General features: G+C 46.3%; 25 protein-coding genes, 1 riboswitch and 2 other annotated features (1 of these 28 running past the window's edge). Of the genes, 23 read left to right on the top strand and 2 right to left on the bottom strand.

The genetic code is table 11. From position 1 onward, the window contains the following. Positions 1-81: 81 nt before the first annotated feature. Positions 82-185, bottom strand: a riboswitch (SAM riboswitch). 142 nt (positions 186-327) lie between these two features. From ACSW3C_RS07530 to bioB, 3 genes are all read left to right on the top strand, one after another. Continuing rightward, positions 328-513, top strand: a complete 186-nt coding sequence (locus ACSW3C_RS07530; protein ID WP_486561805.1) for a histidine kinase — start codon at positions 328-330, stop codon at positions 511-513. Between the two features lie 429 nt (positions 514-942). After that, the gene (locus ACSW3C_RS07525; RefSeq protein ID WP_486561804.1) at positions 943-1,539 is read left to right on the top strand and encodes a biotin transporter BioY; all 597 of its coding nucleotides are present in this window, start codon (positions 943-945) and stop codon (positions 1,537-1,539) included. Next, entirely contained in the window at positions 1,539-2,540 is a 1,002-nt protein-coding gene (gene bioB, locus ACSW3C_RS07520) for a biotin synthase BioB (RefSeq protein WP_486561803.1), read from the top strand. The genes ACSW3C_RS07525 and bioB overlap by 1 nt, the downstream gene beginning before the upstream one ends. A 66-nt stretch (positions 2,541-2,606) precedes the next feature. Here bioB and ACSW3C_RS07515 read toward each other — a convergent pair whose 3' ends face one another. Next, positions 2,607-3,299 (bottom strand): hypothetical protein, encoded by a 693-nt coding sequence (locus ACSW3C_RS07515; protein ID WP_486561802.1) that lies wholly within the window; start codon positions 3,297-3,299, stop codon positions 2,607-2,609. 213 nt (positions 3,300-3,512) lie between these two features. Continuing rightward, a complete protein-coding gene (locus ACSW3C_RS07510; RefSeq protein ID WP_486561801.1) occupies positions 3,513-4,091 on the bottom strand; it encodes an N-acetyltransferase in 579 nt (192 codons plus the stop codon). Between the two features lie 280 nt (positions 4,092-4,371). On the opposite strand from ACSW3C_RS07510, the gene ACSW3C_RS07505 reads away from it, so the two are divergent. The 20 genes from ACSW3C_RS07505 (at position 4,372) to rplA (ending at position 22,055) form a co-directional block, all read left to right on the top strand. After that, entirely contained in the window at positions 4,372-4,848 is a 477-nt protein-coding gene (locus ACSW3C_RS07505; RefSeq protein WP_486561800.1) for a CtsR family transcriptional regulator, read from the top strand. 24 nt (positions 4,849-4,872) lie between these two features. After that, positions 4,873-5,427: a UvrB/UvrC motif-containing protein gene (locus ACSW3C_RS07500; protein ID WP_486561799.1), complete on the top strand. Its 555-nt coding sequence runs from the start codon at positions 4,873-4,875 to the stop codon at positions 5,425-5,427. After that, positions 5,417-6,502: a protein-arginine kinase McsB gene (gene mcsB / locus ACSW3C_RS07495; protein ID WP_486561798.1), complete on the top strand. Its 1,086-nt coding sequence runs from the start codon at positions 5,417-5,419 to the stop codon at positions 6,500-6,502. Before ACSW3C_RS07500 ends, mcsB begins: the two co-directional genes overlap by 11 nt. A 151-nt stretch (positions 6,503-6,653) precedes the next feature. After that, positions 6,654-9,101 (top strand): ATP-dependent protease ATP-binding subunit ClpC, encoded by a 2,448-nt coding sequence (clpC, locus tag ACSW3C_RS07490; RefSeq protein ID WP_486561797.1) that lies wholly within the window; start codon positions 6,654-6,656, stop codon positions 9,099-9,101. A 77-nt stretch (positions 9,102-9,178) separates the two neighbouring features. Then, positions 9,179-10,555: a DNA repair protein RadA gene (radA, locus tag ACSW3C_RS07485; protein ID WP_486561796.1), complete on the top strand. Its 1,377-nt coding sequence runs from the start codon at positions 9,179-9,181 to the stop codon at positions 10,553-10,555. A 186-nt stretch (positions 10,556-10,741) separates the two neighbouring features. Further along, positions 10,742-11,866: a PIN/TRAM domain-containing protein gene (locus ACSW3C_RS07480; RefSeq protein WP_486561795.1), complete on the top strand. Its 1,125-nt coding sequence runs from the start codon at positions 10,742-10,744 to the stop codon at positions 11,864-11,866. Continuing rightward, positions 11,866-12,546, top strand: a complete 681-nt coding sequence (gene ispD, locus ACSW3C_RS07475) for a 2-C-methyl-D-erythritol 4-phosphate cytidylyltransferase (RefSeq protein WP_486561794.1) — start codon at positions 11,866-11,868, stop codon at positions 12,544-12,546. Before ACSW3C_RS07480 ends, ispD begins: the two co-directional genes overlap by 1 nt. Before the next feature lie 10 nt (positions 12,547-12,556). Continuing rightward, entirely contained in the window at positions 12,557-13,033 is a 477-nt protein-coding gene (ispF, locus tag ACSW3C_RS07470; protein ID WP_486561793.1) for a 2-C-methyl-D-erythritol 2,4-cyclodiphosphate synthase, read from the top strand. A 75-nt stretch (positions 13,034-13,108) separates the two neighbouring features. Then, on the top strand, positions 13,109-14,566 hold the full coding sequence (gene gltX, locus ACSW3C_RS07465) for a glutamate--tRNA ligase (protein ID WP_486561792.1): 1,458 nt from the start codon (positions 13,109-13,111) through the stop codon (positions 14,564-14,566). A gap of 73 nt (positions 14,567-14,639) precedes the next feature. Continuing rightward, positions 14,640-14,853, top strand: a binding site (T-box leader). A 195-nt stretch (positions 14,854-15,048) separates the two neighbouring features. Continuing rightward, positions 15,049-15,717 carry a serine O-acetyltransferase gene (gene cysE, locus ACSW3C_RS07460; protein WP_486561791.1) on the top strand — a complete coding sequence of 223 codons (669 nt, stop codon included), beginning with the start codon at positions 15,049-15,051 and terminating at the stop codon, positions 15,715-15,717. Beyond that, positions 15,698-17,098: a cysteine--tRNA ligase gene (gene cysS / locus ACSW3C_RS07455; RefSeq protein WP_486561790.1), complete on the top strand. Its 1,401-nt coding sequence runs from the start codon at positions 15,698-15,700 to the stop codon at positions 17,096-17,098. Before cysE ends, cysS begins: the two co-directional genes overlap by 20 nt. 5 nt (positions 17,099-17,103) lie before the next feature. Next, on the top strand, positions 17,104-17,526 hold the full coding sequence (locus ACSW3C_RS07450; protein ID WP_486561789.1) for a Mini-ribonuclease 3: 423 nt from the start codon (positions 17,104-17,106) through the stop codon (positions 17,524-17,526). After that, a complete protein-coding gene (gene rlmB, locus ACSW3C_RS07445; protein WP_486561788.1) occupies positions 17,523-18,266 on the top strand; it encodes a 23S rRNA (guanosine(2251)-2'-O)-methyltransferase RlmB in 744 nt (247 codons plus the stop codon). Before ACSW3C_RS07450 ends, rlmB begins: the two co-directional genes overlap by 4 nt. An 11-nt stretch (positions 18,267-18,277) precedes the next feature. Next, positions 18,278-18,793, top strand: a complete 516-nt coding sequence (locus ACSW3C_RS07440) for an NYN domain-containing protein (protein WP_486561787.1) — start codon at positions 18,278-18,280, stop codon at positions 18,791-18,793. A 73-nt stretch (positions 18,794-18,866) separates the two neighbouring features. Beyond that, the gene (gene sigH, locus ACSW3C_RS07435) at positions 18,867-19,514 is read left to right on the top strand and encodes an RNA polymerase sporulation sigma factor SigH (RefSeq protein ID WP_486561786.1); all 648 of its coding nucleotides are present in this window, start codon (positions 18,867-18,869) and stop codon (positions 19,512-19,514) included. Positions 19,515-19,620: 106 nt separating this feature from the next. Beyond that, the gene (gene rpmG, locus ACSW3C_RS07430) at positions 19,621-19,770 is read left to right on the top strand and encodes a 50S ribosomal protein L33 (protein ID WP_238080302.1); all 150 of its coding nucleotides are present in this window, start codon (positions 19,621-19,623) and stop codon (positions 19,768-19,770) included. A gap of 47 nt (positions 19,771-19,817) precedes the next feature. Further along, entirely contained in the window at positions 19,818-20,003 is a 186-nt protein-coding gene (secE, locus tag ACSW3C_RS07425) for a preprotein translocase subunit SecE (protein WP_207959178.1), read from the top strand. A 110-nt stretch (positions 20,004-20,113) separates the two neighbouring features. Continuing rightward, positions 20,114-20,647: a transcription termination/antitermination protein NusG gene (gene nusG / locus ACSW3C_RS07420; RefSeq protein ID WP_238080301.1), complete on the top strand. Its 534-nt coding sequence runs from the start codon at positions 20,114-20,116 to the stop codon at positions 20,645-20,647. 169 nt (positions 20,648-20,816) lie between these two features. After that, a complete protein-coding gene (rplK, locus tag ACSW3C_RS07415; RefSeq protein WP_184209374.1) occupies positions 20,817-21,242 on the top strand; it encodes a 50S ribosomal protein L11 in 426 nt (141 codons plus the stop codon). Positions 21,243-21,356: 114 nt separating this feature from the next. After that, positions 21,357-22,055 carry a 50S ribosomal protein L1 gene (gene rplA / locus ACSW3C_RS07410; RefSeq protein ID WP_238080300.1) on the top strand — a complete coding sequence of 233 codons (699 nt, stop codon included), beginning with the start codon at positions 21,357-21,359 and terminating at the stop codon, positions 22,053-22,055. Positions 22,056-22,097: 42 nt separating this feature from the next. Continuing rightward, positions 22,098-22,145 (top strand) — a sequence feature (ribosomal protein L10 leader region) (it continues 97 nt past the right edge of the window).

Genomic DNA, 22,145 nt, shown 5'->3' with positions numbered 1-22,145 from the left:
CGTGTATGTACGTTTGGTGTAATCAGAAAAATAAAAAAGCCTTCTCGAAAAGAAGGCTTTGAATATATCGCAATTCACTCCTTCTCATCTTTCAGGCTAGTTGCCTGCTGGAATTAGCACCTGACCAAAAATGGCTGGTTGCTGAAGCTTCGACGGGCCAGTCCCTCAGCTTCTCTTGATAAGAATAGATTCATATATAGTTGTTTGAATAATTTCAAACATCATAACGCTTATTCTCGAAACCGTCAAGCCCTCTTCCTGGGTTGGGCATGAACAGGCGACTGTGCTACACTATTCATAGTACATAAATGGCAGAAGGTGAATCACTTGAGAATTTTTAAATATTCCGTTCCGATCGGGCTTATTGTCGGCTGGATCGCTTGGTATATGTTATCGAAGAACTTTCAAGAAGTGCCCGAAACATCCCGTGTGTGGATTACAATCGGAGCCGCTGTCTTCAGTGGGATCATTGCATATTTCCTATTCCCGAAGAGTGAAGACAAACATAGATAAATGGAAAATCGGCAGCAGAGGGCTGTCGATTTTTTTGTTTTTACAGAAAATTTTCCGCTAGATTTGTTGACCTCGCCTAGAGATGCCGTATGCGCGCATACCGGTGTCACACCCGCGCATACCGACGCAGTACCCGCGCATACCGATGCCGCACGCGCGCATACCGATGCCATACCTGCGCATACCCACCTACACAGGTAAACTCATTCAGTCCCATCCCCATCCCGAGTGAGAGAAGCGATCATCCAACAAACCCCGTCCCCTCAAGACAGAAAGAAAAGGGCATAGCTATCTATCGTCTGCTTCTAGAACCACTGCAATGTGTAAATAATAAATAATGAGTTAACCATAAATGAAAATTTAGTTGACACATATTTTATGAACTTATATTCTATTACTACAGATAATTAGTTAAATGAGGTGTGTTGGATGGCAACGGTATCAGCAAAACAAAATAGTGGAATGAGTGCTTTAAGTCTGGTGTATTGCGCCATGTTTGCGGCTCTGATGATGATCGGGGCTAATATTACAACATTTGTTCCGTTTCTAGTGATCGGCGGGGTACCGATCACTTTGCAGACGTTCTTTTCTATTTTGGCAGGATTGATTCTTGGCAGTCGACTTGGTGCTACGGCTATGGCTGTATATATGGCAGTCGGATTGGCAGGAGCCCCTGTATTCTCAAAATTCTCGGGAGGCTTTGGGCAAATTCTAAGCCCGTTGTTTGGTTTTGTTATTTCTTTCATATTAGTGGCTTATATCGCAGGGAAGATTGTTGAAAAGAACGGCAGCCTGCGCAGTTATATTGTAGCCGCCCTTGTCGCGATGTCCGTCAATTATTTGTTCGGGACAAATTGGATGTATTTCGCTTACAAACTTTGGGCGTCAGCGCCTGATGCTTTTACTTACAAAGTGGCGTGGATCTGGATGATTCCGCCGTTGCCAAAAGATATTATCCTGTCTGTGCTGGCAGGGATCTTTGGCCACAGGATGTATAAAGTATTGAAAGTGAGGAGAGGGCGTTGATGAATTACGAAGCATTGGCTGATCGGGTGTTGCAAGGGGAGACCATGACGGATGTTGAAGCGATGGCCATCCTGGAAAGTCCAGATGATGATTTGCTTCCGTTGCTCCATGCGGCTTATAAAGTCCGTAAACATTACTATGGAAATAAAGTAAAGTTGAACATGATTATTAATACTAAGTCAGGTTTGTGTCCAGAGAATTGCGGTTATTGTGCCCAGTCGATCGTCTCGAAGGCGCCGATTGAAAAGTATGCGATGATGAAACAAGAGGAGATCGTAGCGGGGGCGGAGCGGGCAGCTTCCGTCAATGCTGGGACCTATTGCATCGTGGCGAGCGGCCGGGGACCTGTGAATCGGGAACTCGAAATCGTAATTGATTCCGTAAAGGAAATTAAAAGCAAGCATGCGGACATGACGGTTTGCGCGTGTCTCGGGATTTTGAAGCCGGAGCAAGCGAAGCGCCTGAAAGAGGCGGGAGTGGATCGGTACAATCACAACATTAATACGTCGGCGGCTCATCACAGCAGCATCACGACCTCTCATACATACGACGATCGGGTGAATACCGTTGAATCTGCAAAGGAAGCCGGCATTTCGCCATGCTCCGGCGTCATCGTCGGAATGCGTGAGACGAAAGAGGATATTATCGACATGGCGCGCAGTTTGCATGCATTGGATGCGGATTCGATTCCTGTCAATTTCCTGCATGCAGTCGATGGCACTCCGCTAGAAGGAACGAATGAATTGACACCGCGATATTGCTTGAAAGTGCTCAGTCTGTTCCGTTTCATCAACCCGACAAAGGAAATCCGAATTTCAGGCGGCCGGGAAGTAAATTTACGTTCACTGCAGCCCCTTGGCCTGTATCCGGCCAATTCGATCTTTATCGGCGACTACTTGACTACAGCGGGTCAGGAGAGTGACCGCGACAGGCAAATGCTAGAAGATTTAGGGTTTGAGGTCGATTTGGAACCGTTGAAAAAAACACCTGCAACCGTATGATGAAAAAGGCAATCCTTACTGCAAAGCCGGTAAGTGGTTTGCCTTTTTGTTTTAGAGGCTGTGAAGTTACTTTTTCTGCAATCTTGCGGAAGGGTGCCAAGGTGTAAAATCCTCCTGCTCCATAAACCAATCGATAATGGATGGAATTTCGCTGATTGGAACTGCAGTGACTTCCTTGAGCATTTCATCGAACTCCTCTTTTTTGACCGCTGAAATATTAGCGTTTGTCACGCGCGAGGGGATGGCATGTCTTCTAATCTTATTAACCCACTCGTCCAATTTCTTCTCGCAAACAATGATGTGGTCAGCGTATTTTTTCACGCCATCTTCGTCGTAACGATAGACGAGCCGTGCTCCGACGTAATCATATTTCCGTCCCTTGAAGCCGGGGTTGGTCCAAATGCCGATTAGCAACGCATCGATTTGGTGCCAGTAGAATGTAATTGTTTCCCTCTCCCCTGTCCACTCATTTTCCGCATGAATGACATAGCCGGTCGGCGTGTCGATTTGTTCAAGTTTGGTTACGCCGCCCGTTCGTGGAGCCCGGAGAATCATAATAATGATCCAACAAAGGAAAAGGAAGAGGCCCCCGAAAATTATGGCTAGAAACCAATCCTGCGTGAGGAAGAGATCCCAAAACACAGTGAAGACAAAAATGGCAAAGATGGACATTCCGGCGATGACTGCGTAATAATACACTCTTTTCCAAGAAGGCAATGCATGTTGCCGGTCTCGCTTAGGAACTCCCTTGTTCTCCATATCATCATCTCCTTTCCCCTATGTACGTCATATCCCAATTATAGTTTCATGCAAGATAGCTGAGCAATCGTACTAAAATAGGAGAACAACCCTATTCTTGCGGGCTGTTCTCCCTATTGGAAAGAGGCGGCAGGGCCTCCTATTTCATAAGACTTGAGTTTTTATTGCAAATGTACCGGCATGATGATCCCGTTAGAAATCACACATCCTGCATCAAGCCAAATACGGTTGTAAAATGCACTTCTTCTTTTCTGTTGTAAAAACAAGCACTTTTTCTGCCGGGTCGTATGGTTCTCCGTAAAATGTTTCATCCTTGTACGTATGGATATCTTCGTACGTCATTTTCATCGCTTCGTAGACACTTTCCTCATCTGCATCATCTGGAGACCAAAATAAGATTTCCATATCATTTTGCTCCCCTGTAGCTAACGAACGTCTGCTGTAGCCGATCCGGCGTGCGTGATGAAAGTTTTCCCGGGCGTAAAACTTTAGCCGTTTTTCCGTATCGGTATCTTCGTAATCTACGGGCTCCACTTCCAGAATGATCGGTTTTCCTTTCTGTTTCAAAGAATCCAGCAGTTTCCGCCCGATTCCCGCGCCTCTTGACTGCGCCGAGACGAATAGGTAATCGATGAAGATGAATGATTCTGTCTCTACGAACATCAAAACATGATGCGGCCCTTCTTCTTTACGATAGATATTCTTCTTATCGTTTAAAAGTGCCTCCATATGTTCCTTTGACTTCATCTCTTCAATCGGGAAATATTCACTTAGCTTTTCGTACCAATTCACTTGTAGATCTCCTCCGTAGTAGTTGTCGTACCAGGAGCTTTTTGTTTGGGGATGGGTTCAGGTTGTGTATAGCATATATAACAGCTGAAGCCCATAATGTAGAGGGAAAAAGAGGTCAGAAAAAAATCCTCAACCTCTTAATTACCCGTTTAAGCCAAATCTAAACCTTCTTTTTTTGACTGCAAATCAATTGTGAAATCAACGTCTCATCGTGTATAATTAAGTCAAAGATAGTCAAAGTCAATGGCTTATCACTTCGCAACGGAAGGAGTGAAAACACATGCGGAATATTTCAGATGTAATTGAAGGATATTTAAAAAAGATTATTGAAAAGGGAGAGAACGGCGTCATTGAAATTAAACGGAGCGAAATTGCAGAAAAATTTCAATGCGTTCCTTCCCAGATCAATTATGTTATTAATACACGATTTACAGTGGAACGGGGATATGCAGTCGAATCAAAGAGGGGTGGAGGCGGCTATATACGCATCTACCGTGTGAAAACCAATTCGCATAAAGAATTGATTGAGCATATTTTAAGAGGACTTCAAGATGGGGCTACCTACACAATGGCTGAGGATGTGATCTATCGTCTGCTTCAGGAGAAAGTTATTTCAGAGCGCGAATCGAGAATCATTTTGGCTGCAGTAGACCGGACGACACTCCATTATCCGCTTCCGGAACGCGATATAATCCGAGGGAGGATATTGCAGGCGATGCTTGTGACATTAATTTACGAACATAATAAAAACCAGTGACTATAGAAGAAGAGGTGGCAAACGATGTTATGTGAAATTTGCAACGAAAGGCCGGCTTCTGTCATCTTCACACAGGAAACGATGCAAGGATCTTCTGAGCGTCATATGTGTGAAAGATGTGCTTTCCAATCCAAAATGTTTCATTTCGATCCAAACCAAGAGCCCCTGTCCATCCAGCAGTTCCTTTCTAATTGGCTTGGCGGTTCAGAGCCATTCCAGTCTCAACAGCAGGCGAAAGAGCCGTTGGCGGAAGGTCCCGAGTGTCCGGAGTGCGGATTAACGTTCAGAAAGTTTCTGGACATCGGGAAATTTGGCTGCTCCACTTGCTACGACACGTTTAGAGAACGCCTGCCTCGTTTGTTTGGCAAGCTGCATAATGGGCACTCCAGTCACACCGGTAAAATCCCTGTCTCTTTTAATGAATTATTCGCTGTGAAAAAACGGATTGAGGAAATCCGGTTGAAAATGCAAGAGGCCATCGAAGAAGAACGGTTTGAAGAGGCTGCTTCATTACGGGATGAAGCGAACGAACTGAAACGGCTCATGACGGATGGAGGAGGTGACGCCCATGTCAATTGATAATTTCATGAAAAATTCAGTGACAGGCTGGATGTCTTCTCATGGTGAACATTCCGATATTGTCATGTCGACACGAATCCGCCTAGCGAGAAATTTAAGAGGCAGAAGGTTTCCGATCGCATTTTCAGCCGAGGAAGCGAAAGATGTTGATCATCTAATTACAGAGGCACTGCTTAACTCAGAAGAAAATGGGTATTCCTATATGAAGGTCTCTGAATTGCCACTTCTTGAAAGGCAAGTGTTAGTAGAAAAGCATTTAATCAGTCCACAATTGACCGATCCGGAAAGACATGGTGCAGTCGTTCTGTCGGAGGACGAAACGCTCAGTATTATGGTGAACGAAGAGGATCATATTAGGATCCAATGCATTTATCCCGGATTCCAACTGGAAAGCGCTTATGAAAAGGCGGACCTGGTGGATGATTTCTTAGAGAAGAAAGTTCCCTATGCTTTTGATGAACAATTTGGCTATTTGACTAGCTGCCCATCCAATACAGGGACTGGTATGCGGGCATCGGTCATGATGCACTTGCCGACATTGACAATGACGAAGCAAATTAATCGCATCATCCCGGCAATTTCGCGACTTGGATTTGTAGTCCGCGGAAGTTATGGCGAAGGCAGTGAGGCGCTCGGAAATATTTATCAAGTCTCCAACCAGACGACCCTCGGCAAGACTGAGAAGGAGATCTTGTCCGAGTTGAAGAATATTACATTACGTTTAATTGCACATGAACGCAGGTCGCGTGAGCTTCTACTGTCCAAATCCCGAATTGCTCTTGAAAACAGGTTGTTCCGCTCTCTTGGCACTATCACCTATGCCCGCCTTCTGCCATCAGAAGAAGCAGCACGCTGCTTATCTGATGTCCGTCTGGGAATCGATATGGACATCATTCAGGATATCGATATGACCATCTTGAATGAACTGATGATTTTTATGCAGCCGGGGTTCCTGCAACAATATGCGGGAACAGAACTAACGGCTGAAGAACGGGATATTTTCCGGGCGAAACTGTTCCGGGAAAGGCTTGAAGTGGGCAATAATAGGTTGAATGAAGAAGAATCCGGAGAATGAGCATCTGTTTTGCACACATGCTTTCCATCTTGTATAATTAAGTCAAAGATAGTCAAAGTCAAACAGACTAAATTTTGATGAATTGAAATCCCTATTCCGCGCTAGTAAAGCGGGGAAAAGTTGATATTCGTATAGAAGGAGTGGAATGGATATGATGTTTAATAATCGTCTTACGCAGAGGGCCCAAAAAGTATTGCAACTGGCTCAAGAAGAAGCAATTCGGATGAAACATGAATCCATCGGCACAGAACACATTTTATTAGGATTGATCCGCGAAGGCGGAGGCATTGCGGCTAAAGCACTTGAAGCCATCGATGTCAGCTTCGAAACGATCGAAAAAGGCGTTGAAAGCCTCGTTGGAACGGGCAATAAGGATGTCGGTCCGATCGTACATTACACACCGAGAGCTAAAAAAGTGATCGAGCTTTCTGTAGATGAATCTCGGAAACTCGGCCATTCTTACATTGGAACTGAGCATATTCTGCTTGCGTTGATTCGGGAAGGTGAAGGCGTCGCAGCTCGCGTGCTGAACAATGCAGGCGTCAGCCTGAACCGTGCGCGGCAGCAGGTGCTGCAATTGCTAGGAAACAATGACAGCTCAGTAGGAACTCAAGGGCCGTCCTCTTCGGCCTCAACCCCGACATTGGATAGTCTGGCCCGTGATTTGACTGAAATCGCCCGTGAAGGATCTTTGGACCCTGTCATCGGACGGAGCAAGGAAATTACACGTGTCATTGAAGTACTTGCACGCCGGACGAAGAACAATCCAGTACTGATTGGAGAGCCAGGGGTAGGGAAGACGGCGATCGCTGAAGGTCTTGCCCAGCAGATCGTCAACAATGAAGTGCCGGAAATCCTCCGTGACAAACGGGTTATGACACTCGATATGGGAACAGTCGTCGCGGGAACAAAATACCGCGGAGAATTTGAAGACCGTATGAAAAAAGTGATGGAAGAAATCCGTCAAGCCGGAAATATCATTTTATTCATCGATGAATTGCACACTTTGATCGGAGCCGGCGGAGCGGAAGGGGCGATCGATGCCTCTAACATTCTGAAGCCATCTTTGGCCCGCGGGGAGCTACAATGTATCGGTGCAACAACACTTGATGAGTACCGGAAATATATTGAGAAAGACGCAGCGCTTGAACGCCGTTTCCAACCGATTCAAGTAGATGAACCGACTGTCGAAGAGTCCATTCAGATTATTCGTGGGCTTAGAGACCGCTATGAAGCGCATCATCGGGTAAAGATTACGGATGAAGCAATTGAAGCGGCTGCGAAAATGTCAGACCGCTATATTTCAGACCGTTTCCTTCCTGACAAAGCGATCGATTTAATTGACGAAGCAGGTTCAAAGGTACGCCTTCGTTCTTATACAACGCCTCCTAACTTGAAAGAGCTGGAAGCGAAGTTGGAAGCCATCCGTCATGAGAAGAATGCGGCAGTTCAAAGCCAGGAATTCGAAAAGGCCGCTTCCTTCCGAGACAAAGAACAGAAGATGAAGGAAGAACTTGAAAAAACGAAAGCGGCTTGGAAAGAAAAACAAGGCCAAAAAGAATCGGAAGTTACCGTCAATGATATAGCGGAAGTCGTTGCGATGTGGACTGGCGTGCCGGTCGCTAAAATCGCAGAAACAGAGACTGCGAAATTGTTGAATATGGAAGAATTGCTTCATGAGCGCGTCATTGGCCAAAAAGAAGCGGTAACCGCCATTTCCCGGGCAATTCGACGTGCACGTGCCGGATTGAAGGATCCGAAGCGTCCGATCGGTTCATTCATTTTCCTTGGACCTACAGGGGTCGGGAAGACGGAACTTGCCCGTGCGCTGGCGGAAGCGATGTTTGGTGACGAAGATGCGATGATCCGGATTGACATGTCTGAGTACATGGAAAAGCATGCGACATCCCGACTCGTCGGTTCACCTCCTGGCTACGTCGGTTATGATGAAGGCGGACAACTGACAGAGAAAGTGCGTCGCAAACCATACTCCGTTGTCTTGCTTGATGAAATCGAGAAGGCGCATCCTGATGTCTTTAATATTCTCCTGCAAGTTTTGGAGGATGGAAGGCTGACGGATTCGAAGGGCCGTACGGTCGACTTCCGCAATACGGTTGTCATTATGACATCGAACGTCGGAGCAGAAGCTCTGAAGAAGAACCGTTATGTCGGGTTTAACCTTCAAGACGGCGAACGGGATTATGAAGATATGAAAGGAAAAATGCTGGAAGAGTTGAAAAAGGCATTCCGTCCTGAATTCTTGAACCGTGTGGATGAAATGATTGTCTTCCACTCGCTTGAAAAAGAGCATTTGAAAGAGATTGTGACATTGATGTCGAATGAATTGACAAAACGCCTTGCTGAGCAGGACATTGAGCTTGTCTTGTCGGACGAAGCGAAAATGAAAATCGCGGAAGAAGGATATGACCCTGATTACGGGGCTCGTCCATTGCGCCGTGCGCTTCAAAAACATGTAGAAGATAAGTTGTCTGAAGAGCTTCTTAAAGGTACGGTGCTTACAGGCGGAAAAGTGCTCGTCGATGTGGAAGATGGCAATTTTGTTGTGAAAACTGAAAAAGAAGCTGTCGCAGAAAAATAACAGTAGAAAGGATAGCCCTTCCGTCTAGCTATGAATCGGCGGAAAGGGCTGTCTTTTTCGTATATATGGAGGAAAGCATGGCAAAAAAGAAAACGAAGTTCATGTGCAGGTCTTGCGGCTATGAGTCCCCTAAATGGATGGGACGATGCCCGGGCTGCGGGGAATGGAATACGATGGATGAGGAAGTTGAGATTATTCAAAAAGGGCCGCGTGGCGCATTTCAGCATTCGACGGGCATATTAAGTAAAGCGGTGCCGATCAATTCTATTGAAACAATTCAGGAACCGAGGGTCGATACGGACCTCGATGAGTTGAACCGTGTTCTTGGAGGGGGCATTGTGCCAGGCTCCCTCATTTTGATCGGTGGGGACCCAGGGATCGGTAAATCGACATTGCTCCTTCAAGTCTCCTCGCTCTTGGCGAATAAAGGCCAGCGGGTGCTCTATATTTCGGGAGAGGAATCGATCCGGCAAACGAAGCTCCGTGCTGAACGATTAGGTGTAATTTCAGACGAACTTTATATTTACGCAGAGACGGATTTGGGTAAAATACATGAGACGATTGCTGAAGTGAAGCCTCAGCTCGTCATTGCGGATTCCATTCAGACGATCCACCATCCGGAAGTGACGTCTGCGCCGGGAAGTGTCTCACAGGTGAGAGAATGTACCGCGGAATTGATGCGGATTGCCAAGACGCAGAATATCGCCATTTTCATCGTCGGGCACGTGACGAAGGATGGGCAGATTGCAGGGCCGCGACTGCTGGAGCATATGGTGGACACCGTTCTATATTTTGAAGGAGAGCGTCACCATACGTATCGTATTTTGCGAAGTGTAAAAAACCGTTTCGGTTCAACGAATGAAATTGCCATTTTTGAGATGCTTCAATCCGGTTTGAAAGAAGTGCTGAATCCATCTGAACTATTTTTGCGGGAACGTTCTCAAGGTGGGGCTGGTTCCACTGTTGTCGCTTCCATGGAAGGAACAAGGCCCATCCTGGTGGAGATTCAAGCGCTTGTTACGCCATCGAGTTTTAATTATCCAAAACGGATGGCGACGGGACTTGATCAAAATCGGGTGTCTCTTCTCATGGCTGTTTTGGAAAAGAGAATGGGTATGCTATTACAGGCGCAAGATGCGTATATTAAAGTCGCAGGAGGCGTCAAACTGGATGAGCCGGCCATCGACTTGGCCGTGCTGATGAGCATCGTGTCCAGCTATCGGGATCTGTCGGTCGGCGTTACGGATTGCTTTATCGGCGAAGTGGGATTGACTGGAGAGGTCCGCAGGGTATCCCGCATTGAACAACGGGTGACAGAGGCGGCGAAATTAGGCTTCGAGCGTGCCTTCGTTCCAAGCTCCAATTTGGGTGGCTGGGATTATCCGGCAGGGATTCAAGTCGTCGGTGTCGAAACGATAGGTGACGCGATGAAGCTCGCATTCGGACAGTCCTGATTTGCAGGGCTGCCCGGGGCATACGCCCGAAATGATACAGATGTACTGATTCTGTTTCAGGTCGAAACCTGTTGAAGCGTCATGAAGTCTAATAGGAAAGGTTTATTTTTAAGGAGATGGGGTGTTCATCAAAGCGTAATTAACTGAATGCGTGTATAGTATTTACTAATAAAAGGAGGTGTTCCTATGTTAAAAAGAGTTGTCCAAGTCGGTTTTTTGCTGATCGGCGGCACGCTCGGCGTCTTGTTTTTACCGCATTTATTTTCTCTTTTTTCTTTCACGTCCAGACCGATGATCGATAACCCTTATGTGGCAGCTGTACTTGGCGCTATCGTTTTATATTTACTAAGTATTTTTCTAACTGAACCAATTGTGAATTTCATCAAGTGGATGGAAGATCTACTATTGAAGGCACCTATTTTTGATCTGTTATTCGGAACCGTCGGGCTGATGGTCGGGTTGAGTGTCGCTTTCCTCGTAAGCTTCGGCCTTAGCAGTGTTGAAATACCGATCATTACATCCATTCTTCCTGTCCTGCTTTCCATTTTGCTCGGATATCTCGGCTTCCAAGTAGGATTTAAAAAGCGAGAAGAGTTTATTAATGCCATGGTATCCATCCGCAACAGCGGTCCAAAGAAAAAAGACGGGGGTGAAGCTGCTCGTCCGAAGGATAGCCTGAATAAAATTTTAGATACGAGTGTCATCATTGATGGCCGAGTAGCAGATATTGCATCGACTGGATTCCTGGAAGGGATCTTGGTCGTACCTCAGTTTGTCCTTACGGAATTGCAGCATATCGCAGATTCCTCCGATACGTTAAAGCGTACGAAAGGAAGACGGGGCCTAGACGTTTTGAAGCGCCTCCAAACGGAAGAAGGGCCTCAAATACTAATTACTGATGAAGACTTCGCGGATGTGGCGGAAGTGGATCTCAAGCTTGTTCGCCTGGCGAAAAGCATGAATGGACTTGTTGTTACAAATGATTTTAATTTGAATAAAGTAGCGGATCTTCACGGTGTATCCGTATTGAATATTAATGATTTGGCCAATGCGGTGAAGCCTGTTGTTATTCCTGGTGAAGAAATGCACGTTGCTGTTATTAAGGATGGCAAGGAGCATAATCAAGGAGTCGCTTATTTGGATGACGGTACAATGATTGTCATCGAAGAGGGGAAAACGCATATAGGCAACACAATTGATGTTGTAGTGACAAGTGTGCTGCAAACATCGGCGGGCCGGATGATTTTTGCCAAGCCGAAAAACGGAAAATCAGATACAAACGGCCGAAAATTGGAAAGATGGGGTAGTTAGTGAAATATACAGTCATGATCCCTGCAGCCGGAAGCGGCAAGCGGATGGGTGCAGGTAAAAATAAGCTTTTTCTTGAGCTAGGTAATAAGCCGATTGTAATTCATACGTTGGATGTGTTTGAACAGGATCCGGCTTGTGAGCAGATTATTTTGGCTGTCCGTCCGGACGAGAGAAATGAAATTAAAGGATTGCTTGGCCAGTTTGGGATTACCAAAGCAAATCAGCTGGTTGAAGGAGGCGGCGAGCGGCAGCAGAGTGTCGCCGCCTGCATCCAGGCGCATCAGACCGGGGGCATTGTTCTGGTCCATGATGCGGCTAGGCCATTCATACACCGAGATGTAATACACCGCCTCGTCGAAGAGGCAGAGGCTCATGGAGCTGCCATTGCCGGCGTCCAAGCGAAGGATACGATGAAAATGGCATCAGATGGTATAGTAGAGGAAACGGTGGATCGGGACCGTCTTTGGATCATCCAGACTCCGCAGGCGTTCCGATATGAGGTGCTGGCGGAGGCATCCGAAAAAGCGGAAGCAGAAGGATTCCTTGGAACCGATGAATCCATGCTTGTAGAAAGGATCGGCCATCCGATCAGAATAGTGGAGAGTACGTACGATAATGTGAAAATGACGACGAAAGAAGATCTTGTCTTCGGCGAGATCTTTTTATCACGCAGACAGTAGGAGGATTATAATGATTCGAGTTGGACAAGGTTTTGACGTGCATGAGTTCGCGGAAGGGCGGCCGCTTATTATTGGAGGCGTGACAATTCCGCATGACAAAGGGCTGACAGGGCATTCGGACGCGGATGTACTATTACATACGATCACAGATGCAGCACTCGGAGCGATTGGCGAAGGGGATATCGGACGGCATTTCCCTGACACGGATGCAGCGTTTAAAGATGCCGATTCTGCTATTTTACTTGAAAAGATCTGGGAGCTCGTCGAGGGACGCGGATATAAGCTGGGCAATATTGACTGCACGATTATTGCTCAGCGGCCCAAAATGGCACCGTATATTGGTGAAATCCAGCAGCGTGTTGCAGAGCTGCTGAAAGCGGATGTATCACAAGTGAATGTCAAGGCGACGACAACTGAAAAGTTAGGCTTCACCGGAAGGGAAGAAGGGATTGCCTCTATGGCTACCATTCTTCTTGTCAAGGAATGACACCTTTCAAATTGATTGCCACAATGGTAAAATGACACAGGAAATACTTATTAAATGAACGGAGATGGACTCATTATGTCAACAGAAGTACGCGTACGTTACGCGCCGAGCCCGACAGGCCATTTGCATATCGGCGGTGCCCGGACAGCGTTATTCAACTATTTATTCGCCCGACACCACGGAGGGAAGTTCATAATCCGAATCGAGGATACGGATACAGGACGGAATATTGAAGCGGGTGAATTGTCACAGCTTGATAATTTGAAGTGGCTGGGCATTCATCATGATGAATCCGTTGATGTGGGTGGTCCGTATGGTCCATACCGTCAGATGGAACGCTTGGATATCTATACAGAGTATGCGAAAGAAATGCTTGAAAAGGGTCATGCCTATAAATGTTTCTGCACGACGGAAGAGTTGGAAGCGGAGCGGGAAAGACAGAAGGCGTCCGGAATTGCAGCTCCTATGTATGCGGGCACTTGCCGCCATTTGACTGATGAGGAAGTAGCTGAAAAGGAAGCAGCCGGCATGCCATATACAATTCGCATGAGGGTTCCTGAAAATGTAACGTACGAAGTGGATGATATGGTTCGCGGCAAGGTGGCATTTGAGTCCAAAGATGTGGGCGATTGGGTGCTCGTCAAAGCGAACGGGATTCCAACGTACAATTTCGCGGTAGTCATCGATGATCATCTGATGAAAATCTCCCATGTATTCCGCGGAGAAGAGCATTTGACTAATACACCAAAGCAATTGATGATCTATGATGTGTTCGGCTGGGAATATCCTCGCTTCGGCCACATGACATTGATTGTGAATGAAGATCGGAAAAAGCTGTCGAAACGTGACGAGTCAATTATCCAATTTATTTCTCAATATAAAGACCTTGGCTATTTGCCTGATGCGATGTTCAACTTCTTTGCGCTGCTCGGCTGGTCTCCGGGCGGGGAAGAGGAAATCTTTACTCATGATGAGCTGGTGAAGCTGTTTGACGAAAGCCGCTTATCTAAATCTCCATCCATGTTCGATAAGCAAAAGTTGACGTGGATGAACAATCAATATGTGAAAAAACGCAGCTTGGAAGAAGTGATCGAGCTAACTTTGCCGCATTTGCAAGCAGCTGGGCGCATTTCTGAAAACATGACGGACGACCAGCGTGCGTGGGTCCATGACCTGATCGCGCTGTATCATACACAGCTAAGCTATGGAGCGGAGATTGTAGAATTGACCGCCCAGTTCTTTACGGATGAAGTGGAATATGATGAACAATCCAAAGAAGTATTAGCTGGGGAGCAAGTGCCGGAAGTGATGGCGTCCTTCCATAAACAACTGTCAGAACTGGAATCATTTGATGCGGATTCAATTAAGGCAGCTATTAAAGCGGTGCAAAAAGAAACAGGACATAAAGGCAAGAACCTTTTCATGCCGATTCGTGTTGTGGCGACAGGCCAAATGCACGGTCCGGAACTTCCAGAGTCCATTGCGCTGATCGGCAAAGAGAAAACGCTTAGCCGGGTTGCAAAATTCATTTAATCTTCACAGGCGGATTAATGAATTGACTTTCCAGATAGTCTGTGTACAATTGACATACAATGTATTCTGAACGATAAAAGCGTTGATAGGGAGAAGTACACGATACATGCTTTGCAGAGAGGATCATCACCGGCTGAAAGTGATCCAGGCCGCTGTATTGTAGAAATGCCCCCTTGAGTGCCGCGCCGAACTTACAGTAGGCCGGACGTATGCCTGCGTTAAAGGCTTTAAGCGGGAAGGTTGAACTTCCAAGAAGAGTGGAACCGCGCAGATCATGCGTCTCTGTCTAATTACGGACAGGGGCGCATTTTTTTATTTGACGTATTCTGGGCGGAGGCAGGATTAAACATGGTGCATTTCCGGCGTTTCGGATGGAAAAGCTCTATTTTAAGTGCCGGCTCTTTGCTGTTGTTCCCTGCCAATGCCTCGGTTCGATTGCCATTGTATATGAAAAATAGTTAGAAAGTATGGAGGGATCTACATTGTTCAAGAGGATGAGAGAGGATATCCGGTGTATCTTTGAACAGGACCCGGCAGCGCGCAGTACAATCGAAGTCGTGTTGACGTATTCTGGCCTCCATGCCATCTGGGCGCATCGATTTGCGCATGCCTTGTATAAAAGAAAATTTTTGTTTTTGGCGCGTGTCGTATCTCAGGTCAGCCGGTTTTTCACGGGAATTGAAATTCACCCAGGTGCCGTAATTGGCAGACGCTTGTTCATTGACCATGGGATGGGCATCGTGATCGGCGAAACTTGTGAAATAGGCGACGATGTTACGCTCTATCAAGGGGTTACGCTTGGCGGAACAGGCAAGGAAAAAGGAAAGCGTCATCCAACATTGCATAACAATGTGCTTGTCGCTTCGGGAGCGAAAGTGCTTGGTTCCATTACAATTGGAGAGAACAGTAAAGTCGGAGCCGGATCTGTCGTTTTGAAAGATGTACCGCCCGATTCCACGGTTGTCGGGATACCAGGAAAAGTGGTCATCACAAACGGCGTGCGTGTAAAAGAAAAATTAGATCATCATAAAATGCCTGATCCTGTCGAAGAGACGTGCGATCAAATGAAACGAGAAATCGCACAATTGAAAAGCCGTCTTGCGGAGCTGGAAAAAATGGGAGGAGAACGACATGAGCATTCAAATTTATAATACGCTGACGCGGAAAAAGGAACCTTTCATCCCAATGGAAGAAGGAAAGGTCAAGATGTATGTGTGCGGACCGACCGTATACAACTATATCCATATTGGAAATGCCCGGCCGGTTATCGTATTTGATACGGTTCGCCGCTATCTTGAATATCGGGGCTATGACGTCACATACGTCTCAAACTTTACGGATGTCGATGATAAAATCATCCGGACTGCAAATGAGCTTGGGGAAGAAGTAGGAGAACTGACCGCCCGCTTTATTAATGCCTATTTCGAGGATGTAGGAGCGCTTGGGTGTGAAAAGGCAGATATTCATCCGCGAGTGACGGAGCATATTGAGGATATCGTTGCATTTATTGAAGTGTTGATCGACAAAGGATTTGCTTATGAATCCCACGGGGATGTTTATTACCGAACACGGAAATTCGATAATTACGGCAAGCTGTCCCATCAATCAATCGATGAATTGAAAGTTGGCGCCCGAATCGAAGAAAGTACCATAAAAGAAAATGCGCTTGATTTTGCTCTATGGAAATCGGCGAAAGAAGGAGAAATTGCTTGGGATAGCCCTTGGGGACCGGGACGTCCCGGCTGGCATATTGAATGCTCCGTCATGGCGAGAGAGCATCTCGGCGACACAATTGATATTCATGCCGGAGGACAGGACTTGGCATTCCCGCATCATGAAAATGAAATTGCCCAGTCGGAAGCAATGACAGGGAAAGAATTTGCACGGTATTGGATGCACAATGGCTATATTAATATCGATAATGAAAAAATGTCGAAGTCGCTCGGAAACTTCATTCTTGTGAATGACATTCGGAAGCAAATAGATCCTCAGGTGCTTCGCTTCTTCATGCTGTCCGTCCATTACCGGCATCCTGTTAACTTCTCGCAGGATCTCGTGGAGAGCGCTAAAAACGCATTAGAGCGTATTCGGACCGCTTACAGCAACTTGAAGTACCGCCTGGAAACGTCTGCAGATCTCGGTGATCAGCAGGATATTTGGATTCATAAAGTGGATGAACTCGTCCGTGCCTTTGAAACAGCGATGGATGACGATTTTAATACGGCAAATGCAATGGCGGCCATCTTTGATCTTGTTAAATTGGCCAATGTTTATTTATTGGAAGAGAATACGCAAGTGCAAGTTTTGTCATATTTCATCGAAACCTTTGACCGGCTGATGGGTGTTCTTGGACTTCCGTTCCAGAGTGAAGGAGAATTGCTTGATGATGAAATTGAAGCATTGATCGAGGAACGGCTGGCGGCGAGGCGTGAAAGGAATTTTGCCAGAGCGGATGAAATCCGGGAAGAGCTGAAGGAGCAGGGCATTTTGTTGGAAGATACGGCGCAAGGCACCCGTTGGAAAAGAGGGTGACCGCCATGTATAGTCTGCGTGATATCGATGTCAAACAGATGAATGCGCTGGCGCTCGCATATATGGGGGATGCGGTCTATGAGCAGGCAGTCAGAGAGCATCTGCTGCGCTCAGGAAAGGTGAAGCCGAATACTCTCCATAAGGAGGCGACAAAGTACGTTTCCGCAAAGGCGCAGGCTGCGGCAATTAAAACGCTGCAGCAATCCGGTTTTCTGACAGAGGAGGAAGAAGGAGTCCTCCGCCGCGGACGCAATGCGAAATCAGGTTCTGTGCCGAAGCATACAGACGTTATTACGTATAACTATAGTTCGGGGTTTGAAGCGGTCATCGGATATCTATATTTGCTTCGAAAAGCAGAGCGACTCGAAGAATTCATTCGGAAGTCGATTGAGTTCGTGGAGCAGCCAAAGGAGGAGGGCACATTTTGACAACGCATGAAGCTGAACTGATCGGAGGCAAGAATCCCGTGGTGGAAGCTTTGCGATCCGGCAGAGAATTGAACAAGATATGGATTGCGGAAGGCTTGAACAAAAAGAGCATTGGGGAAATCATTTCACTGGCGAAACGTTCAGGTGTCGTCATTCAGGAGGTTCCGAAACGGAAACTGGATACGATGCTGGAAGTGAATCACCAAGGGATCATTGCATCGGTCGCCGCTTATCGATATGCAGAACTTCCAGAGCTTTTCGAGAGGGCGAAGGAACGCCAGGAAGACCCGTTTTTTCTTATTCTTGATGAATTGGAGGATCCACACAATCTAGGGTCGATCCTCCGGACTGCAGATGCAACAGGTGTCCATGGTGTCATCATTCCTAAAAGAAGATCTGTCGGATTAACGGGAATTGTGGCGAAAGCGTCAACGGGAGCCATCGAGCATATTCCGGTCGTACGAGTGAACAACTTATCCCAAACAGTAGAAGAATTGAAAAAATCCGGTGTTTGGATTGCTGGTACAGATGCTGCCGGCTCACAAGATTATCGTTCGATGGATGCCACACTTCCGCTTGCCGTCATTATCGGCAGTGAAGGGAAAGGCATGTCCCGGATTTTAAGGGAAAAATGTGATTTCCTTTATTCCTTGCCAATGGTCGGCCATGTTACGTCGCTCAACGCATCGGTCGCCGCTTCGCTCTTGATGTATGAAGTTCTGCGGAAACGACGGCCGTAACGGCAAATGTTATGAAGAAAGATATATTGCTCGTCGACGGCTACAATATAATCGGCGCTTGGCAGGAACTCCGTTCATTGAAAAAAGAGAGGCTCGCAGATGCGCGAGACCGGTTGATTGAACGGATGGCAGAATATAAAGCCCATACAGGATGGCGGGTCATTATCTTATTTGATGCCCATCTTGTGCCTGGCATCGAAAAGAAAAATTTGAAACATCATGTCGAAGTGATCTTCACCCGGGAAAACGAAACAGCGGATGAACGCATCGAAAAACTGGTGGCGGAATTGAGCGGGCGGCGTGTGCAAATACATGTCGCCACCTCCGACCGTACGGAGCAGTGGGTTATTTTTGCTCAAGGGGCGCTACGGAAATCCGCAAGAGAACTAGAAATCGAGATGGATGATATTGATCACCGCATATCGAAGCAAGTGAAGGATATCCAGGACCAACGGCCGTTTTCGAAGATCCAATTGTCCGATGAAGTTGCTGAAATATTTGAAAAGTGGAGACGCGGTTTGAAATGAACGGTTGACGCAAAAATTTTCCATACGGTATACTTGGTGAAATGGCAACGAAGATTCGGGGGTGGGGGTATTGGTGGCTAAGACATTTGTGCAAGAGGGGAACTCGGATTTCACCGAACTTACCGATGAAGAGCTAGTGGGGATCATTCACGAAGGGGGAACAGATGGGTTGGATTATTTAATTACAAAATACCAACCTTTTGTAAGAATGAAAGCGCGCTCATATTTCATGATGGGTGGAGATCGTGAGGATATCATCCAGGAAGGCATGATCGGACTGTATAAAGCCATCCGTGACTTTAAGGGGGATCGGCTCAGCTCGTTCAAAGCATTTGCGGAACTTTGCATAACGAGGCAGATCATTACGGCGATTAAGACTGCGACAAGGCAGAAGCATATTCCGCTCAATACGTCTGTTTCATTGGACAAGCCTGTTTTTGACGAGGAATCCGACCGCACATTGCTAGATGTCATTGCTGGTTCGGAACTGGACGATCCGGAAGATTTGATGATCCACAAAGAGGATTTTTCGAATATGGAAGATGAGATCAATAAAGTCCTAAGCGGTTTGGAAAAGCAAGTGCTGACGCTCTACTTGGAGGGTCAGACTTATCAGGAAATTTCGGATGAGCTCAACCGGCAAGTGAAGTCGGTTGACAATGCCCTTCAGCGCATCAAACGCAAACTGGAGCGTCATATGCAACTGGAGCCGATCCGCTGACGGAATGAAGTTTATGTTACTGTAAGACATTTACCAGTGTATTGACATGGAAAAGTTTAAATGATACTCTTTACCAAGGTATGGACAAACATTGACAGGTGATAAAATGTCAAAAAAAATAATAGTAAGCTGCGAGAAGTGCGGTTCAAGGAACTATTCGGTTCCTGCAACGAGCAGTAAAACTGCTGAGCGATTGATAGTCAAGAAATTTTGCAGCCACTGCAATGCACATACAATACACAAGCAGACCGCGTGAAACACTCTTTTGCGTAAGGCACTATAAATTCGGAGGTTTACAGAGTAATGGGGAAGATAACCGGTTTTTTAAGAGATGTTGTCGGGGAAATGCGGAAAGTCAGCTGGCCGAAACGTAAGCAATTGACTCGCTATACGATTGTCGTTATTTCCACAGTCGTCTTCATGGCGATCTATTTCGGCTTAGTCGATTTGGGCATATCACAAGTAATGGAATGGTATCTTGCGTTATAATAAGGCAGTATGAATATCCTTTTTGAAAATATCCCGTCTGAACAAATGAACGGGTTTTTTCATTTTGAATTGAAAAAGGAGGGACGGACACAGTCCTCGTCGATATGGAGATGGAGAAAAAATGGTATGTCGTCCATACGTATTCCGGTTATGAGAACAAAGTAAAAGCTAACTTGGAAAAGCGTGTGGAGACAATGGGTATGCAAGACAAAATATTTCGTGTCGTCATCCCGGAAGAGCAGGAAACAGATTTTAAGGACGGTAAGAAACGGACAGTCATGAAAAAGACGTTCCCGGGCTATGTGCTCGTCGAACTTGTCATGACTGACGATTCTTGGTATGTCGTCCGCAATACGCCGGGCGTTACCGGCTTTATTGGTTCCTCAGGCGGCGGTGCTAAGCCGACACCGCTGCTTCCAGAAGAAGTAGATTTCATTTTGAAGCAGATGGGCATGAAGGAGCGGAACATGGAAGTTGATTTCGAGATCGGCGAAATGATCCAAGTCTTAGAAGGACCGTTTGCGCATTTCCAAGGGAAAGTGGAGGAAATCGACACAGACAAAGGAAAAGTGCGGGTTTCTGTCGATATGTTCGGCCGCGAAACGATTATGGAACTCGAATTTAACCAAGTTGAAAAATTATGATCCATTGCTACTTGCAAAAAGCAAGTGAAAGTGGTATCATTTCAAAGGTCAGACTATAATCTGATAGTCTGGACGGATTAACCAATTCTACCGGTGCAAACCGGCAGGCACATATTGAGTGGGAGGGGCAACCCATTTACCACATCACGGACTTAAGGAGGTGTGTCTCGTGGCTAAAAAAGTGACGAAAGTTGTTAAATTGCAAATCCCTGCAGGTAAAGCCAATCCGGCTCCACCAGTTGGACCAGCACTAGGTCAAGCAGGTGTCAACATCATGGGATTCTGTAAAGATTTCAACGCACGTACAGCAGATCAAGCAGGATTAATCATCCCTGTTGAAATAACTGTATTTGAAGACCGTTCATTTACGTTTATTACAAAAACTCCGCCAGCAGCAGTCTTGCTGAAGGTTGCAGCGAAAGTTCAAAAGGGTTCAGGCGAACCTAATAAGAAAAAAGTTGCAACTGTAAAGCGCGACCAAGTTCGCGAAATCGCAGAACAGAAGATGCAAGATCTAAACGCAGCATCTGTAGAAGCGGCGATGGCAATGGTTGAAGGTACTGCTCGCAGTATGGGAATCACGATCGAAGACTGATCCCAACCGGATGCAAAGGTTTTGTAAGTGGGGGTTGCGCTTGTTCACATGAACACGCAACCCTTATTCGTGGGAGGTTCAATCCGTTAAAACCACAATGAGGAGGAAATCTAAATGGCTAAAAGAGGTAAAAAGTTCACTGAAGCTGCGAAACTTGTAGAACGTACAAAAGCGTACGATTACAAGGAAGCGATTGAGCTTGCTAAGAAAACAAGCACAGTCAATTTTGATGCTACAGTTGAAGTCGCTTTCCGCCTAGGAATCGACACTCGTAAAAATGACCAGCAAATCCGTGGGGCTGTCGTGCTTCCAAACGGTACTGGTAAAACTCAACGCGTTCTAGTTTTCGCGAAAGGCGAAAAATTGAAAGAAGCGGAAGCTGCAGGCGCAGACTTTGTCGGCGATGCAGAATACATCAACAAAATCCAACAAGGTTGGTTTGATTTTGATGTAATCGTTGCAACTCCTGACATGATGGGTGAAGTTGGTAAGATCGGTCGCGTATTGGGACCAAAAGGTCTTATGCCTAACCCTAAAACAGGCACTGTAACATTTGATGTGGCGAAAGCTGTAGAGGAAATCAAAGCTGGTAAAGTTGAATACCGTGCTGACAAAGCAGGTATTATTCACGCGCCAATCGGAAAAGCTTCTTTTGATGATCAAAAACTTCAAGAGAACTTCACGACTGTTTTTGAAACAATCCTTAAAGCGAAGCCGGCTGCAGCAAAAGGAACATACATGAAGTCCGTAAACGTGACGACTACAATGGGCCCTGCAGTTAAAATCGACCCATCTTCAGTAACAATTAAATAATTTATTGACAACAAGCGCATTTTCCTGTAAGATGTCGTTTGTGATTATAAATCATTTGTACCGTAGACAGCAGGGGCCCAGTGCTTAATC

Source organism: Sporosarcina sp. AD_1 (assembly GCF_057373025.1).
Note: the sequence above shows the minus strand (reverse complement) of the source record. Positions and strands in the feature narration are given on the sequence as shown.